The sequence below is a fragment of the Microbacterium sp. NPDC087592 genome, from assembly GCF_044743585.1.
Taxonomy (GTDB): domain Bacteria; phylum Actinomycetota; class Actinomycetes; order Actinomycetales; family Microbacteriaceae; genus Microbacterium.
Map to the genome: position 1 here is coordinate 95,050 of NZ_JBIUWT010000003.1, position 14,233 is coordinate 109,282.

Here is a 14,233-nt window from a genome sequence, read left to right on the forward strand (position 1 = left end):
CCTCCGACCGGCAGCCGAGCCCCATGCCATGAGTCTATGCACAGAGCCCGACACGCGACAGCACCAGCGGCGGGTTCGCCGTTCGCCCTCAGCGGAGGCACATACCCTGGAAGGCATGGACGACATGTACGGTTCGGATGTGCTGGCGACAGGCTGGCGCGACCGCGGCGCGAAGAAGGTGCCGCAGGTCGCGGCGGAGGCGGATCTGGTCGTGGAGGTCGCCGATGACGGCTTCTGCGGCGCGGTCACCCGCGTGCAGGCCGGCAACGTCGAGCTGGAGGATCGCGTCGGCCGTCGACGCCTGTTCCCCCTCGGTGGCGGGTTCCTCATCGACGGCGCACCGGTGCGGCTCGTCGTGCCGGCGGCGAAGGAACAGGGTCCGCGGCGCACCGCATCCGGATCGTTCGTCGTCGCGGATCAGCGCGCACGCGTCGCGCTGCCCAGTCGCATCCTCGTCGAGGGCAGACACGATGCCGAGCTGGTGGAGAAGGTCTGGGGCGCCGATCTCCGCGTCGAGGGCGTGGTCGTCGAGTTCCTGCAGGGCGTCGATCTGCTCGACGATCTGCTGACCGCCGAGCCGCCCAGCGCCAGCCGCCGATACGGCGTGCTCGTCGACCATCTCGTGCCCGGTTCCAAGGAGACCAGGATCGCGCAGGCCATTGCGCGCGGCCCGCACGGCCGACACCTCCGCATCGTCGGGCACCCCTTCATCGACGTCTGGCAGTGTGTCACCCCGCGAGCCCTGGGCATCGCGAAGTGGCCGGAGATCCCGCGCGGGATCGAGTGGAAGGTCGGGATCTGCCGGGCCTTCGGGTGGCCCCATGAGACCCAGGCCGACATCGCCCGCGCGTGGCAGCACATCCTCTCGAAGGTGACCACCTACCGGGACCTGGAACCCGCGCTGCTCGGCCGTGTGGAGGAGCTCATCGACTTCGTCACGGCCCCGGCGGGTTGAACGCCGCCACCGTGGACGCAGGGAGCGCGGGGCGCCGACGACTACCCTGGAATCATGCCCGAACCCCGTACCTTCCGAGACGAGCCGGTGTCGTTCGTGCGCCGCAGCGGCCGGATGTCCGAGGCGCAGGAGCGCGCCTTCACCGAGCTCGGCCCGCACTACCTGCTCGACGTCCCGCGCGACGTCGCCTGGACCTCGGTGCATCCGGAGGCCCGCCTCGATCCGGCGACCGAGTACGGCCGTACCGCCGACCTCTACGTGGAGATCGGATCCGGTCAGGGGCACGCGATCGTCGCGGCGGCCTCCTCCCGTCCCGATGACGACTTCCTCGCCGTCGAGGTCTTCCGTGCCGGCCTCGCCCGGACCATGCTCGATGCCGACAGGGAGGGTGCCCGAAACGTCCGCGTCGTCGAGGCGAACGCACCCGAGGTTCTCTCGTCGTACCTTCCCGAGGCTGCGGCACGCGAGGTGTGGATCTTCTTCCCCGACCCGTGGCACAAGAAGAAGCACACCAAGCGGCGTCTGGTGCGGCCGGGATTCGGCGACACCGCGGCGAGGGCGCTGAAAGACGGCGGCCTGCTGCGTCTCGCGACCGACTGGGAGGACTACGCCCTGCAGATGCGCGAGGTGCTCGACGCCGAACCGCTGTTCGAGCGCGCGTTCGACGGGGAGTGGGCCGAGCGCTTCGACGGCCGGGTGATGACCGCGTTCGAGCGCAAGGGCATCGCGAAGGGGCGCGACATCCGCGATCTGGTCTACCGGCGCCGGGCGCGCCCGTGACCGAGGTCCGGCGGGAGACGACGCTGCGCCTCGCCTTCGTGCCGGCGTTACTCGTCTGTGCCGCTGCTCCGGCGTTCTTCGTGCTGGAGATCCCGTGGCTGGGCTGGGCGCTGCTCGCCCTGGGGATCCTGGTCGCCTGGCTGCTCGAACGCGGCCGGCCGGCTGAGGACCAGGTCGTGAGCATGGGTGCACGGCGGGAGACCGCGAAGGTGATCGGCGTGCATCGGCCGCCCTCGCTCACCAGGGACCTCTCCCTGATCGCCGTCGGCCTGCTGATCGTCAGCGTCATCCCGCTCGCCGCCGAACTCGACAACCTGGCGATGCTGCGTTTCACGCTCGCGCTGGGCGGTGCGGTCGCGGTGCCCTACGTCATCTCCCGGTTCGTCTACCGCGACCGCGCCATCAGCTTCCCGTGGCGCACGCACCGTCGATGGGGTCGTCTGCAGTGGGGATGGCTGGTGGCGGTGCTGATCCTGGGGTGGTTGATCCTGCCCTTCTACTTCATCACCAGCGGCGTCTACCAGAACTGGCCGGTCGTCGACACGCCCGAGCTCATCGCCCGGCTCTTCGTCGGAGTCGGCGCCGTGGGCATCTGGGACGAGCTGTTCTTCATCTGCACGGTGTTCGCGCTGCTGCGGCGTCACTTCCCGAACCTGGTCGCGAATCTGCTGCAGGCGATCGTGTTCGTCTCGTTCCTCTGGGAGCTGGGGTACCGCGAGTGGGGTCCGCTGCTGACGATCCCGTTCGCGCTGCTGCAGGGCTACATCTTCCTGCGCACCCATTCGCTCGCCTACGTCGTCACCGTGCACCTGCTGTTCGACGCCGTGGTGTTCGCGGTGCTCGTGCATGCGCACAACCCCGGGCTGCTGCCGATCTTCCTGGTCTGACAGAATCAGCACATGCTCATCGTCGGTCTCGTCCTCGCCGCAGCCGCCGCTGCGTTCCACGTCTTCATCTTCGCGCTCGAGTCGCTGCGGTGGACCGAGCCGGAGACGAGGAAGATCTTCGGCGTCGCCAGCGAGGCGGATGCCGTCACGATGAAGCAGCTGGCCTTCAACCAGGGCTTCTACAACCTCTTCCTCGCACTCACGACCCTGCTCGGTATCGGCCTCGTGATCGTCGGTTCGGCCACCGTCGGACTGACCCTGGTGTTCGCCGGCACTGCGATGATGCTCGCCGCCGCATTGGTGCTCATCCTCTCGGACCGCGCGAAGGCGCGTGCCGCACTGATGCAGGGGACGCTTCCCCTGCTCGCCGTGGTCGTCACCGCGATCGGCGTCGCGATCGGCTGATCGCCGACCGACCGGGAGCCCGGAGCGGGGTGACACGCGCGCTTCCAGCCGCCACACTCGTTGCATGGCCGACTGGGTGCTGCACGTGGACATGGATCAGTTCATCGCCGCGGTCGAGGTGCTGCGCAGACCGGAGCTCGCCGGGCTCCCGGTGATCGTGGGCGGACGTGGTGACCCCACGGAGCGCGCCGTCGTGTCGACCGCATCCTACGAAGCGCGCGCGTACGGCATCGGTTCGGGGATGCCGCTCAAGATCGCGGCACGCAAAGCCCCGGAGAACGCCGTCTTCCTGCCCGTGGACCAGGAAACGTACGCGGTCGCCTCCGGCGAGGTGATGGCCGCGCTCCGGTCGTTGCCCGACGTGGTGCTCGAGGTCATCGGGTGGGATGAGTGCTTCCTCGGTGTGACGACGGAGGACCCGGAGCGGATCGCCACCGCTGCACAGGCGGCTGTGCTGGCCGCGACTGAGCTGCACTGCTCCGTCGGCATCGGGGACAACAAGGTGCGTGCCAAGATCGCGACCGAGTTCGGAAAGCCGCGGGGGATCTTCCGGCTGACGGCGGAGAACTGGTTCGAGGTGATGGGCGACAAGCCGACCCGCGACCTGTGGGGCGTCGGCTCCAAGGTGCAGAAGCGACTGGCGGCCCACGGGATCACGACCGTCCGTGAACTCGCCGACGCCGATGAGGAGATGCTGGTCGCGGAGTTCGGCCCGCGGATGGGCGTCTGGTATCACGGGCTCGGCTCGGGGCTCGGGCCGAGCGTCGTCGACGACACGCCGTGGGTGGCACGCAGCCACAGTCGTGAGACGACCTACCAGCAGAACCTCACGACGACCGCGCAGGTCACCGCCGCCGTCCGGGAACTCGCCGTTCAGGCCTTCGACGACTGCGCCGCTGAAGGAAGACCCGTCGTCCGCGCGCATCTCAAAGTGCGGTACGCGCCGTTCGAGACGAAGACGCTCGGGCGCAAGCTCTCTGCACCGACGACCGATCCGGAGGAATTCGTGGCGGCCGCCCTCGCGCTCGCCGGGGCCCTCGACACTGAGCGGGAGGTGCGTCTCCTGGGCGTGCGCGCGGAGATGACGATGCCCGACGAGGGCGACACCGCGGAGCGGACGCCGGTCCGAGGGAGGATCTGAGCCCGCAGTCGGGACGTGGCGCCCCCGGCCGCGGGGGGATCAGGCTCGGATGACGGCAGCGACTGCGCTCACTTCGATGAGCGCACCGGGAACCCCCAGGCCGGCGACGAGAGCCGCCGTGACCAGAGGCGGTGCGCCTTCTCGCGCGAGCCTGGAGGCGACCGCGCCGTACGCCGCGCGCAGGTCGGCGTCTTGATGGATCAGGACTGTCCAGCTGATCACGTCGTCGAGTCCGGCGCCGGCGGACTCCAGCGCGATGCGGGCGTTCTCGACGGCGCGCAGCGATTGGTCGGCGGCATCGGACGAGACGATCGCTCCGGTGGCATCGATGCCGTTCTGGCCGCCGACGTAGATCGTGGTCGCGCCCGGCGGCACGACGGCGACGTGACTGAATGCGGGACTGACGACGAGCCCTTCGGGGCTGGCGAGTGTGATCTCCATGCCCATACTCTGCACCGGGGCTCCGACGTGCGGAACCCCGATGTCGAGGCGTGGATCAGAAGCGCAGCAGCACCTTTCCGATGCGTCCGGCGGTGTTGCTCGCCTGCACGGCCGCGCCGATGTCGGCGGCGTCGAAGATGCCGGCGACCGGAAGGGTCAGGGTGCCGTCGGTGACGCGCTGGACCAGTTCGCCGAACAGCTCGCCGCGTGTGCCGGGGTCGAGGCTGGGCATGACCTTGCTGCCCCAGAAGCCCTTCACCGTCGCCTGCTTGAAGATGACGTCGGACGAGGCGATCTCCATCGTGGGGGAGTCCATGGCTCCGAAAGCCACGAGCGTGCCGCCCTCGGCAAGGAGCGACAGCACGTCGCCCGCCGAAGACCCGCCGACGGAGTCGACGCCCGCGACGATCGGTGCGCCGCCGGTGATGTGCGCGACCTGATCCCGCCAGTCGTCCTGGTCCGTGGCGATGACACCTTCGATGCCCTGGGTCCGGAGCTCCTCGATGCCGGCGGTGCGACGGACGAGTCCGAGGACGTTGACGCCGCGGGCGGCGCCGAGCTGGGCGAGCATGCGGCCCACCGCGCCGTTGGCCGCATTCTGCACGATCCACTCGCCCGGCTGCACGTCGAGGAAACGCAGCAGGGTGATCGTGCTGAACGGCATGGAGACCAGCTGCGCTGCGTCCTCGTCCGAGAGAGCGTCGGGCACGGGGATCAGACCTGCGGCGTTCGCGAGGAAGTACTCCGACCATGCGCCGAACGTGCCGCCCGTCGCGACGCGCTGGTCGACGGCGAGGTGATCGACGCCCGCACCGAGAGCGTCGACGATGCCGACCGCCTCGGTGCCCGAAGCCGCGGGGAGTTCGGGCTTGAAGCCGTACGTACCGCGGACGGTCCACAGATCGTGGTTGTGGATGGGGGAGAGGAGCGTGCGAAGACGAACCTGGCCGGCGCCGGGCTCGGGCAGGGGGCGGTCTTCGATCCGGAGGACCTGCTCGGGATCGCCGAACGTCGGGTGGATGAGTGCGCGCATGGGATTTCCTTTTCGGGTGGAGGGTTCAGTGGGTGGCGTCCGCCGGGGCGGGCGCGGAGCGACTCGCGGTGACGAGCTGGAGCCGCTCGGTGATGTCGTGCAGTTCGGCGATGAGCTCGCGCCGACGGTCGTCGTCGCTCAGCCCGGCAGCTTCGGCGACCGTACCGTGGATCGGGGCGACCTCGGTGCGAAGTGCCTGGCCACGTTCGGTGAGCTGTACGGTCACGACCCGTTCGTCGGCCTCGCCTCGGACTCGGGTGACGAGTCCCGCCTGTTCCAGACGACGCACGAGGGGCGAGAGCGTGCCGGAGTCGAGTCGCATCACCGCCCCGAGCGAGCTGATGGTCTGCTCTCCTTCGAGCCACAGTGCGGCCAGCACGAGATACTGCGGATAGGTCAGCCCCCAGGGGGCGAGGAGTGTGCGGTACGCCTGCGTGGTCGCGCGTGATGCGGAGTACAGCGAGAAGCACACCATCTCGTCGGTCATGGCCATGCGATGAGTATTGCACGCAAGTAAGTTGTGCACAACTTAAAGCGGGTGGCCCGCCTTGGCGAAGGGCCACCCCTGCAGGGTGAGATGCGGTTCATGGTGAGTCCCGACCGCAGTACGCTCGGCCGGACGACCACACGGAGGCAGGAGGATGCAGTGACCAGACCGTCCTGGCTGTTCAGCACGCTGGCGGGTTACCAGACCAGATGGGTCGTCCGAGACGTGGTCGCCGGACTCTCGGCCGGTGCCGTGGTGATCCCGCAGGCGATGGCGTACGCGACGATCGCGAACCTTCCCGTCCAGGTGGGGCTGTACACGTGCATCGTGCCGATGGTGGTCTACGCCGCCCTCGGAGGCAGCCGGGCGATGAGCGTCTCGACGACCTCGACGATCGCGACGCTCACGGCGACGACCCTCGTCTCCGCCGGGGTCGCAGCCGGCGCGGAGGACGCGATCGGCTCCCTGATGATGCTCACGCTGCTGGTCGGAATCATCCTGCTTCTCGCCCGGGTCGGCCGACTCGGCTCCCTCGTCGAGAACATCAGCGGGGCCACGGTGCTCGGACTCAAGATCGGCGTCGGCGCCACGGTGGCCGTCGGTCAGCTGCCGAAGCTGCTGGGGGAGACCTACAACTTCTCGGGGCACGGGTTCTTCCGATCGTTGGCCGCCGTCGGAGAGGCGTTCGGCAGCGTCAACTGGCCGACGGTCGCGCTGTCGGCAGGCTCCGTGGTGCTGCTGGTGGTGCTGAAGCGCTGGGTGCCGAAGGTCCCGGGGACACTCGTCGTCGTGGTCGGCGGGATCCTCCTGGTCTGGCTCGGCGGGATCGACCGACTCGGAGTGAGTCTCATCGCCGCCGTGCCGAGCGGACTGCCCGTTCCCGGATTGCCCGACCTGGCGCAGGTCACCGCGCTCGTTCCCGGTGCCCTCGCGATCGCCGTCATGGCTTTTCTCGAGTCCGCAGCCGTCGCCCGAAGCCTGCGCACCGCGGACGAACCACAGATCGACAGCAACCAGGAACTCTTCGCCACCGGTGCGGCGAACACCGTCGGCTCGTTCTTCGGCACCATGCCCGCGGCGGGTGGTTTCTCGCAGAGCGCGGTGAACCAGAGTGCCGGGGCGCGATCCCAGCTGGCGACGGTCGTCACGGTCGTGCTCGCCGTCCTGGTCGCCCTGTTCCTCGGCCCTGTCCTCAGCCTCATGCCCGAGGCCACCCTGGCCGCCATGGTCTTCGTCGCGGTCGCGGGGCTCATCAACGTCCCGGAGCTTGTGCGGTGGGCTCGGATCAGCCGCGTCGACTTCTGGATCGCGCTGTCGGTCGCGATCATCGGGCTCACCGCGGGATTGTTGTCGGCCGTCGCCGTCGGCGTCGTGGTGACGCTGATCCTCGTGCTGCGCGAAGTGAACGTCCCGAAGATCCGCGTGGTGGGAAGGGTCGCCGGCGTGCTCGGCATCCACCTGGAGCGCGGGCTGTACACCGCGAATGCGCTGGTCAACGAGCGCAGGCTTCTCGAGATCGTCGACGGCGAGGAAGAGGACGTCGCGGCTCTCGTGCTCGGGATGAGGCAGCAGGAGGTCATGACCATCACCGTGCTCGAGGCGCTCGAGAACCTCGACCGGGAGCTCGCGCAGCGCGATACGGAGCTTCACCTGGCCGCGCTCCCTGAACAGGCCGCCGCTGTCGCCGGACGCACGCCGTGGTTCACGGCGCTGCGCGCGGCCGGTCGCGTGCACGACACCGTGCGGGAGGGGATGGAGGCGGCCGCCACCGCCCATCGCCCAGAGGCGGCGGGAGGCGGCGTTCACCCTGGTGAAGTCGATGATGCACGCTGACGGCTGATCGACCGGTGCCTACGCTGAGCCGTGAGGGCGAATGGCGGAGACCGCCGTCGGCGAAAAAGGGGGACGGGCATGCGAAGAGGCATTCGGATCGCGTCGGCGAGGCGGTCGGGGTGGATGACCAGGCCGGCCTGACCTGGCAGTGGGCGGGGTTCGGTCTCGGTATCGCTTTCGCCCTGCCCGCGATGGTCGCCGCTCCATTCAGTCCGACGCTCGGTCTCGCCCTCGCCGTCGGCGTTCTTCCCGCGGCGGCGTTCCGGCTTCCGCCTCGGCGACGCGGTCGCGCGGTCATCCTCCTCGTCGGCGGTCTCAGTGCGGTCGGGCTGCTCGTGGGTTCGCTGCTCGCCACCGTGCCCGCCGTCGCCGTCGTCGCGGTTTTCGGCGCGGCCGTGCTCGCGTGCATCAATGCGGTGCATGGGCGCCTGGCGCAGCTCGTGCTGATCCTCGTCCTGCCGATGATCGGCATCGGTCTGAGCTTCCCCTGGTCATCGGCAGCCGTCGGGCTCGCGGGCAGCATGCTGGCGGGATCGCTGTACGCGTGGCTCGTCTCCCTGCTCTGGCCGGAGCGAGATGGCCCGCCGCCGCCCGCAGCCCCTGTGCCGCGAGGTCGGGCGATGCTGGTCTACGGTCTCCTGCTCGGTGCCGCGGCTGCGATCGCCGCCGCTGTGGGCTTCCTCCTCGATCTGCAGCACGTCGGCTGGGCGACGGCGGCGGTGCTGCTGGTGATGCGTCCCGTGCGCGGGCAGCTCATCTCGCGCAGCATCGGCCGGGCGATCTCGGTGCTCGTCGGTGCCTTCGCCGCCGCCGCTTTCGCAGTCCTCGCGCCGGGAGATCTCGTCATCGGCCTCGTCGCCGGCGTCGTCGTCGGTGCCCTGTGTGCGACCCAGGGGAGCCGCTGGTATGTGGCCCCGGGCTTCACGACGTTCATCGCCCTGACCTTCATCCTGGTGAACTCCACGGAGCAGCCCGGAGCACGCTTCCTCGAGCGGGCACTGGAGACACTTCTCGGCGTCGGGCTGGCGCTCTTCTTCGGGGCAGCCGTGCCGTCTCTCCTCTCGGTGCTCGCTCTTCGACGGAGGTCGCCCTCGGTCTAGACCTTCGTCCTCTCGGAAGCGCTTGAGCCCTTATCTGCGCGGTGTCATACTGCGGATATCTACTGGCCTGGCGTCGAACGATGGACCGGGGGGTTCCCATGACGGAGAGCATCGGCGACGACGATGCACCGAGGACGTTCGTCCCCGAGGCGGGCGAGGATGACGTCGCGCGTCCACGACTGCTCGACCGGCTCACGGGCGCGATGGACGAGCCCTGGACCTTGACGCTCGTCACCGCCCCGGCCGGAGCCGGCAAGACCAGGCTCCTCGCCCGCTGGGCCCGGATGATCGACGCGGAACCGGACACCGCGGTGGTGTGGGTCTCCTTCCAGCGCGGCGACCGTGATCTCTCTCTCCTTCGCGCGGCGCTCGAACGGATCGCGGATGGGAGGCTTCGCGAGAGCCTGGCCACGGTTCCGCGAGTGGCGTCGGACACCTCGGCGCGCTCGCTCGCGCGCGTGCTGCGGGCGACCCCCCGCCGCATCGTGGTCGTCTTCGACGACGTCCACCTGATCGGGACACCGGAACTGGCCGACATGCTGTCGGCGTTCGTCCAGGCTGTCCCCGGCAACGCGCACGTCGTCCTCTCCGGGCGCGGCACGCGGCTGATCCGCGTGGCGCGGCGTCGCATCGCCGGAATCGCGCTCGAGCTCGACAACGCCGATCTGGCGTTCACCCCCGCCGAGGTGCGGTCCTTCTTCCGGGCCAACGGGATCACGGTCTCGCAGGGGGAGATCACGACGATTCTCCAGCGGACCGAGGGCTGGGCCGCGGGACTCCGCCTCATGGCGCTCGCTGGAGCGGCGCACGCCGACATCGCCGACAACGCGCTCCGCGGGGATGCGCCGGCGCTGGTCGACTACTTCCTCGAGGAGGTCTTCGCCGACCTGGATGAGGAGCTTCGCGAGTTCCTCCTCGTCACGTCCGTCCCGGAGGCGTTCTCGCTCGATCTCGCGTACCGGCTCTCGCCCGGCGCACCCGCTGCCGCCCTGGTGGACAGGCTCATCCAGCTCAGCGTGCTGATGGGCAGGCACGGCACCGATCCCGTCTGGTACCACTATCACCCGCTGCTGCGGGAGTTCCTCGCTGCCCGCCTGCGGGACCGGGGGCGGGCGGTCGTCGAGCGCCTCGAGAAGGACACGGCCGAGTGGTTCGCCGAGCAGCTGGAGCATCTTCCTGCGCTGCGACATGCCACGCAGAGCTCGGATCCGGCGTGCATCTCCGTGGTTCTGCGTCGGTGCGGGATGCAACTGATCCTGACGGGGCACGCCTGCGCCGTGATCGAGGCGATCGGGACGATGCCCGCTCCGTTGCGGTCGGACGCCGCGGTGCAGATGCTGGTCGCCGCCGCGGAACTCGCCCGCGGCGATGCCTCTGCAGCGGCCGCCGTCCTCGCGACGGTCGGCGATCAGGACGCGTCGCTGGCGACCCGTCAGTGGCTGACGGGACTCGATCTGCACACGGCCGTGCGCCGCGGAGGGATCACGGAAGCCCTCGCGCGGCTCGGTCGTGCGTTCGACACCGTCACGGGAGAGACCCAGCTCGACACCTACGCATTCCTGCAGGCGGCGATGGGCGAGTTGTATGTCGGTCACCTGGACCGCGCCGAGCACTATGCGCGCTCCGCTGCCGATCAGGCGCGAGCGGCCGGCGCGATCACGGCGGAGCTCCAGGCATCCGCAGTCCTGAACACCAGCGCCCTCTTCCGGGGCAGGATGCGCGACGTCCTCGCCTCGGGGGCGCGACTCGACGCCCGATGGCGCGAACTCGGAATGCCGGACGATCCCTTCTACGAGGTGACCCGAGTGTGGCGGTACTGGGTTCCGTACGAGCGCCTGCAGGCGGTCGACGCGGAACAGACCTTCCGTGAAGCGGCCGCGATCATCGACTCGGGTTCGGAGCCGGCGATATCGAGGGGTCTGCAGGGGCTGATGGCGCTGCTGAACGCCGAAGGCGCTCCCGACCCGCGTGCGGCGGCGACCACGCTGCTCGAGACGCTGGTCCCTCGCGACGACATGCCGCTTCCTCCGCACTGGTACGCGATGCTGGGCACCTTCGCCGTGCACGCCTTCGACCGCCTGGGCGAGCCGAATCTGCGGGACCAGTTCATCGCTGATACCGAGCGCGCACTCGGCACGAGTGGTGAGGTCGCGGTCCTCCGCGCGATCGCGGCCCTGAACGATCATCGGCACGCGGTGGCGCGCGAGACGCTCGCCCCCGTTCTCGACGGCTCGATGACGTGTGCGCTGCCGGCCTCGATGGTGGACGCCTGGCTGGTCGCCGCCGCGCTCGATGTGCATGCCGGTGACTCCGAGCGGGCACAGGCCTCGCTCTCCCTGGCGCTCTCGCTGGCGGAGTCGGAGGAGCACGTCCGCCGTATCGCCGCGGCCGATCCTGCCGTGATCCGTCTGCTGGGCGCGCGGGCGACCGCCGGAACCCGGACCCGCTTCGCCGACACCGTCCGTGAGCGTCTCATCGCCGCGGGGTTGCTCGTGGACACGGAACTCACGCATCGCGAACGCATCGTGCTGCTGGCGTTGAGCCGCAACGCGACGCTGCGTCAGATCGCGCAGGAGGAGTTCATCTCCCCGAACACCGTCAAGACGCACGTGCGCAACATCTACCGCAAGCTCGGCGTCTCGGACCGGGACAGTGTGACGGCGGCCGCGCACGCCCTCGGGATCGAGTAGCGCACACGGCCGCCGTCAGGGCGAGGACCGCGTCAGTCGCGTGCCATGGCCGCAGCCAGGTGCGCCTCGAGGTCGAGGTAGGCGTCGTCGGCGATGTCGAACACGACCTTCGTGATCTCACCGCCCGTGAAGTCGAACCCGTAGCCGTAGAGCGACGACACCGGGTCCGCGCTGTCGCGGCCGATGGTGAGCCCTTCGCCGCACAGGGAGAAGTGTCCGAGGACCGTGCGGATCTGCTTCTCGCCGACGACCTGATCGTCGATGTACAGCTTCACCGGGCCCACACCTTCTCGATGCTCGCCCATGCCTTCCTTCGTGAACTCGACGCCGATGATGTGCTTCCCCGACGTCGGCACGGGCGCGGAGACCCGGTCCTCCGGAGGAATGCCGAGGAAGTTGTACACGTAATGCACCTGGCCGTCCTTCACGACGAGCGCGTGCCCGCCGAACCGCGAGCCATGAGCGAAGATGACGCCCTCCGAGTCGGGCGTGAGCTCGACCTCGGCGGCGATCTTGTACGAGACGCCGTGCGTGTTCGCCGCGGAGCGCTCCGGCACCTCGCTCGTGTTCGGGTAGTAGACGAATCGACCCGAGGGGGGAGCCGGCTGGTGGAACTCCATGCCGATGAACGTCTCGAAGTCCTTCGGATTGCCGATGATCTGCAGGTCGTTCAGAGGCAGAACGTTGTTGGTCTTCGCCTCGTCCATCCAGAGCGCCTTGAGCTCTTCGAGCTTGTCGGGATGTTCCTCGGCGAGGTTCTTCGCTTCGGCCCGATCGACGTCCGTGTGATAGAGCTCCCACTCGTCCTTGTCGAAGTTGCTGATGCCGCTCATCGGACCGTGGACCGCGACGGCCTTCCAGCCCTCGTGCCAGATGCCGCGCTGGCCGAGCATCTCGTAGTACTGCGTCTTCTTCTGCGTCGGACCCTCCGGCTCTGCGTCGAACGAGTACGCCATCGACACGCCGGACAGGGGTGTCTGCTCGACACCGTTGTAGACGTCGGGGAACTCCACCCCACAAGCCTCGAGGATCGTCGGGACGATGTCGGTCGAGTGGTGGTACTGGTGACGCACCTCGCCGCGTGCCTTGATACCCGCTGGCCAATGGATGACGAGCGGATCGCAGACCCCGCCCTGATACGTGTAGCGCTTGAACATCTTGTAGGGCGTGGAGAACGCGGCTGCCCACCCGGTCGGATAGTGGTTGTAGGTGTCCGGCGAGCCCAGCTTGTCGACGAGGCGGAGGTTCTCCGCCTCGTCGTCGGGGTAGCCACCGAAGATCTTGCCCTCGTTGACCGAGCCGTTCGGGCTTCCCTCGCCGGACGCGCCGTTGTCGGCGCAGTACAGGATGAGCGTGTTGTCGAGCTGACCCGATTCTTCGAGGTAGTCGACGATGCGGCCGACCTGCGAATCCGTGTACTCGCTGAAGCCCGCGTAGACCTCCGCCATCCGAGAGAACATCGCCTTCTCCTCGGCATTCAGCGAGTCCCAGGGGCGCACCTCATCGGTCGGGTTGAAAGTGCCGTCGACCATCGGGTTCAGTGCGGTCAGGTCGGTGTCGGCCGGAACGATGTCCTTCTCGACCATCCTGGCGAGAACCCAGTCGCGGTAGGCCTCGTAGCCGTCGTCGAACTGACCCTTGTACTTGTCGATGTACTCCTGCGGCGCGTGATGGGGAGCGTGGTTGGCCCCGGGGCAGAACCAGAGGTACCAAGGCTTGTCCGGCTCCGTCTGCTTGACGTCGCGGATCATCGTGAGCGCCTGATCGGCGAGGTCCTTCGACAGGTGGTAACCCTGCTCGGGGAGGTACGGCTGATCGATGTAGTGGTTGTCCTCGGCCAGTGACGGATACCAGTTGTTGGTCTCGCCGCCGATGAAGCCGTAGAACCGGTCGTAGCCCTGTGCCAGCGGCCAGTGCTTCTTCGAGGCGCCGGCGGTCCACTCGTCGATCGGCACGTTGTGGTTCTTGCCGACCCAGAACGTCGACCATCCGGCATCGCGGAGCACGTGAGCCATGGTGACGTTCGACTCCGGGATGTGGGAGTTGTAGCCCGGGAAACCCGTCGACGACTCGGAGATCGTGGCGAAGCCGTTGAGGTGGTGGTTGCGTCCGGTCAGGAACGTCGATCGCGTCGGTGAACAGAGCGCGGTCGTGTGCCACTGCGAGTAGGTGAGACCGTTCTGCGCGAGTCGATCCATCGTGGGCATGTTGATCCGCCCACCGTACGGCGACCACGCTGCCATGCCGGTGTCGTCGTAGAGCACGACCAGGACGTTCGGTGCACCTTGCGGTGGTGTCGAAGCCCGATAGGCATCCCAATCCGCGACCGAGTCGCGCACGTCGAGTTCGATCTTGCCCTGGAAGTCGCGAGCCATCTGCTGGTTCCCTTCGCCTGTCGGAACGATGCCGTATCCGCACAGTACTGCGGCGTGATGGTTGTTGTCACCGGTGGAACGCGACGCTCATCCGGGTGATCCCCGT

The 14,233-nt window shown here is 68.7% G+C and carries 12 protein-coding genes; 8 read left to right on the forward strand and 4 right to left on the reverse strand.

From position 1 onward, the window contains the following. The first annotated feature begins 115 nt into the window (after positions 1-115). From ACIOTO_RS16790 to ACIOTO_RS16810, 5 genes are all read left to right on the forward strand, one after another. Complete coding sequence (locus ACIOTO_RS16790) at positions 116-955, forward strand: DUF3097 domain-containing protein (RefSeq protein ID WP_400858664.1); 840 nt, start codon at positions 116-118, stop codon at positions 953-955. A gap of 54 nt (positions 956-1,009) precedes the next feature. Continuing rightward, positions 1,010-1,735, forward strand: coding sequence for a tRNA (guanosine(46)-N7)-methyltransferase TrmB (gene trmB / locus ACIOTO_RS16795; RefSeq protein WP_105709704.1), 726 nt, complete (start codon positions 1,010-1,012; stop codon positions 1,733-1,735). Then, a complete protein-coding gene (locus tag ACIOTO_RS16800) occupies positions 1,732-2,622 on the forward strand; it encodes a CPBP family intramembrane glutamic endopeptidase (protein WP_029261907.1) in 891 nt (296 codons plus the stop codon). Before trmB ends, ACIOTO_RS16800 begins: the two co-directional genes overlap by 4 nt. 12 nt (positions 2,623-2,634) lie before the next feature. Next, the gene (locus ACIOTO_RS16805) at positions 2,635-3,027 is read left to right on the forward strand and encodes a DUF1304 domain-containing protein (protein ID WP_105709705.1); all 393 of its coding nucleotides are present in this window, start codon (positions 2,635-2,637) and stop codon (positions 3,025-3,027) included. A gap of 64 nt (positions 3,028-3,091) precedes the next feature. Beyond that, positions 3,092-4,168 carry a DNA polymerase IV gene (locus tag ACIOTO_RS16810; protein ID WP_400858665.1) on the forward strand — a complete coding sequence of 359 codons (1,077 nt, stop codon included), beginning with the start codon at positions 3,092-3,094 and terminating at the stop codon, positions 4,166-4,168. 39 nt (positions 4,169-4,207) lie between these two features. Here the strand turns inward: ACIOTO_RS16810 and ACIOTO_RS16815 are convergent, their stop codons facing one another. The 3 genes from ACIOTO_RS16815 to ACIOTO_RS16825 are packed head-to-tail and all read right to left on the reverse strand — an operon-like array spanning position 4,208 to position 6,135. Continuing rightward, positions 4,208-4,609, reverse strand: coding sequence for a RidA family protein (locus ACIOTO_RS16815; RefSeq protein ID WP_105709707.1), 402 nt, complete (start codon positions 4,607-4,609; stop codon positions 4,208-4,210). A gap of 55 nt (positions 4,610-4,664) precedes the next feature. Continuing rightward, positions 4,665-5,642, reverse strand: coding sequence for a zinc-binding dehydrogenase (locus ACIOTO_RS16820; protein WP_400858666.1), 978 nt, complete (start codon positions 5,640-5,642; stop codon positions 4,665-4,667). Between the two features lie 25 nt (positions 5,643-5,667). After that, the gene (locus tag ACIOTO_RS16825) at positions 5,668-6,135 is read right to left on the reverse strand and encodes a MarR family winged helix-turn-helix transcriptional regulator (RefSeq protein WP_400858667.1); all 468 of its coding nucleotides are present in this window, start codon (positions 6,133-6,135) and stop codon (positions 5,668-5,670) included. Positions 6,136-6,288: 153 nt separating this feature from the next. Here ACIOTO_RS16825 and ACIOTO_RS16830 point away from each other — a divergent pair, with 153 nt between their 5' ends. The 3 genes from ACIOTO_RS16830 (at position 6,289) to ACIOTO_RS16840 (ending at position 11,752) form a co-directional block, all read left to right on the forward strand. Then, positions 6,289-7,962: a SulP family inorganic anion transporter gene (locus tag ACIOTO_RS16830; RefSeq protein ID WP_400858668.1), complete on the forward strand. Its 1,674-nt coding sequence runs from the start codon at positions 6,289-6,291 to the stop codon at positions 7,960-7,962. 119 nt (positions 7,963-8,081) lie between these two features. Further along, on the forward strand, positions 8,082-9,062 hold the full coding sequence (locus tag ACIOTO_RS16835; RefSeq protein WP_400858669.1) for an FUSC family protein: 981 nt from the start codon (positions 8,082-8,084) through the stop codon (positions 9,060-9,062). 98 nt (positions 9,063-9,160) lie between these two features. After that, complete coding sequence (locus ACIOTO_RS16840; protein ID WP_400858670.1) at positions 9,161-11,752, forward strand: LuxR C-terminal-related transcriptional regulator; 2,592 nt, start codon at positions 9,161-9,163, stop codon at positions 11,750-11,752. 32 nt (positions 11,753-11,784) lie between these two features. On the opposite strand, the gene ACIOTO_RS16845 is transcribed toward ACIOTO_RS16840, so the two are convergent. Beyond that, positions 11,785-14,127, reverse strand: coding sequence for an arylsulfatase (locus tag ACIOTO_RS16845; protein ID WP_400858671.1), 2,343 nt, complete (start codon positions 14,125-14,127; stop codon positions 11,785-11,787). Positions 14,128-14,233: the final 106 nt, after the last annotated feature.

Coding starts and splice junctions, on each gene's coding strand:
- ACIOTO_RS16805 (WP_105709705.1), top strand. CDS start 2,635: ATGCTCATCGTCGGTCTCGTCCTCGCCGCAGCCGCCGCTGCGTTCCAC.
- ACIOTO_RS16825 (WP_400858667.1), bottom strand. CDS start 6,135: ATGGCCATGACCGACGAGATGGTGTGCTTCTCGCTGTACTCCGCATCA.
- trmB (WP_105709704.1), top strand. CDS start 1,010: ATGCCCGAACCCCGTACCTTCCGAGACGAGCCGGTGTCGTTCGTGCGC.
- ACIOTO_RS16840 (WP_400858670.1), top strand. CDS start 9,161: ATGACGGAGAGCATCGGCGACGACGATGCACCGAGGACGTTCGTCCCC.
- ACIOTO_RS16790 (WP_400858664.1), top strand. CDS start 116: ATGGACGACATGTACGGTTCGGATGTGCTGGCGACAGGCTGGCGCGAC.
- ACIOTO_RS16810 (WP_400858665.1), top strand. CDS start 3,092: ATGGCCGACTGGGTGCTGCACGTGGACATGGATCAGTTCATCGCCGCG.
- ACIOTO_RS16820 (WP_400858666.1), bottom strand. CDS start 5,642: ATGCGCGCACTCATCCACCCGACGTTCGGCGATCCCGAGCAGGTCCTC.
- ACIOTO_RS16845 (WP_400858671.1), bottom strand. CDS start 14,127: ATGGCTCGCGACTTCCAGGGCAAGATCGAACTCGACGTGCGCGACTCG.
- ACIOTO_RS16815 (WP_105709707.1), bottom strand. CDS start 4,609: ATGGAGATCACACTCGCCAGCCCCGAAGGGCTCGTCGTCAGTCCCGCA.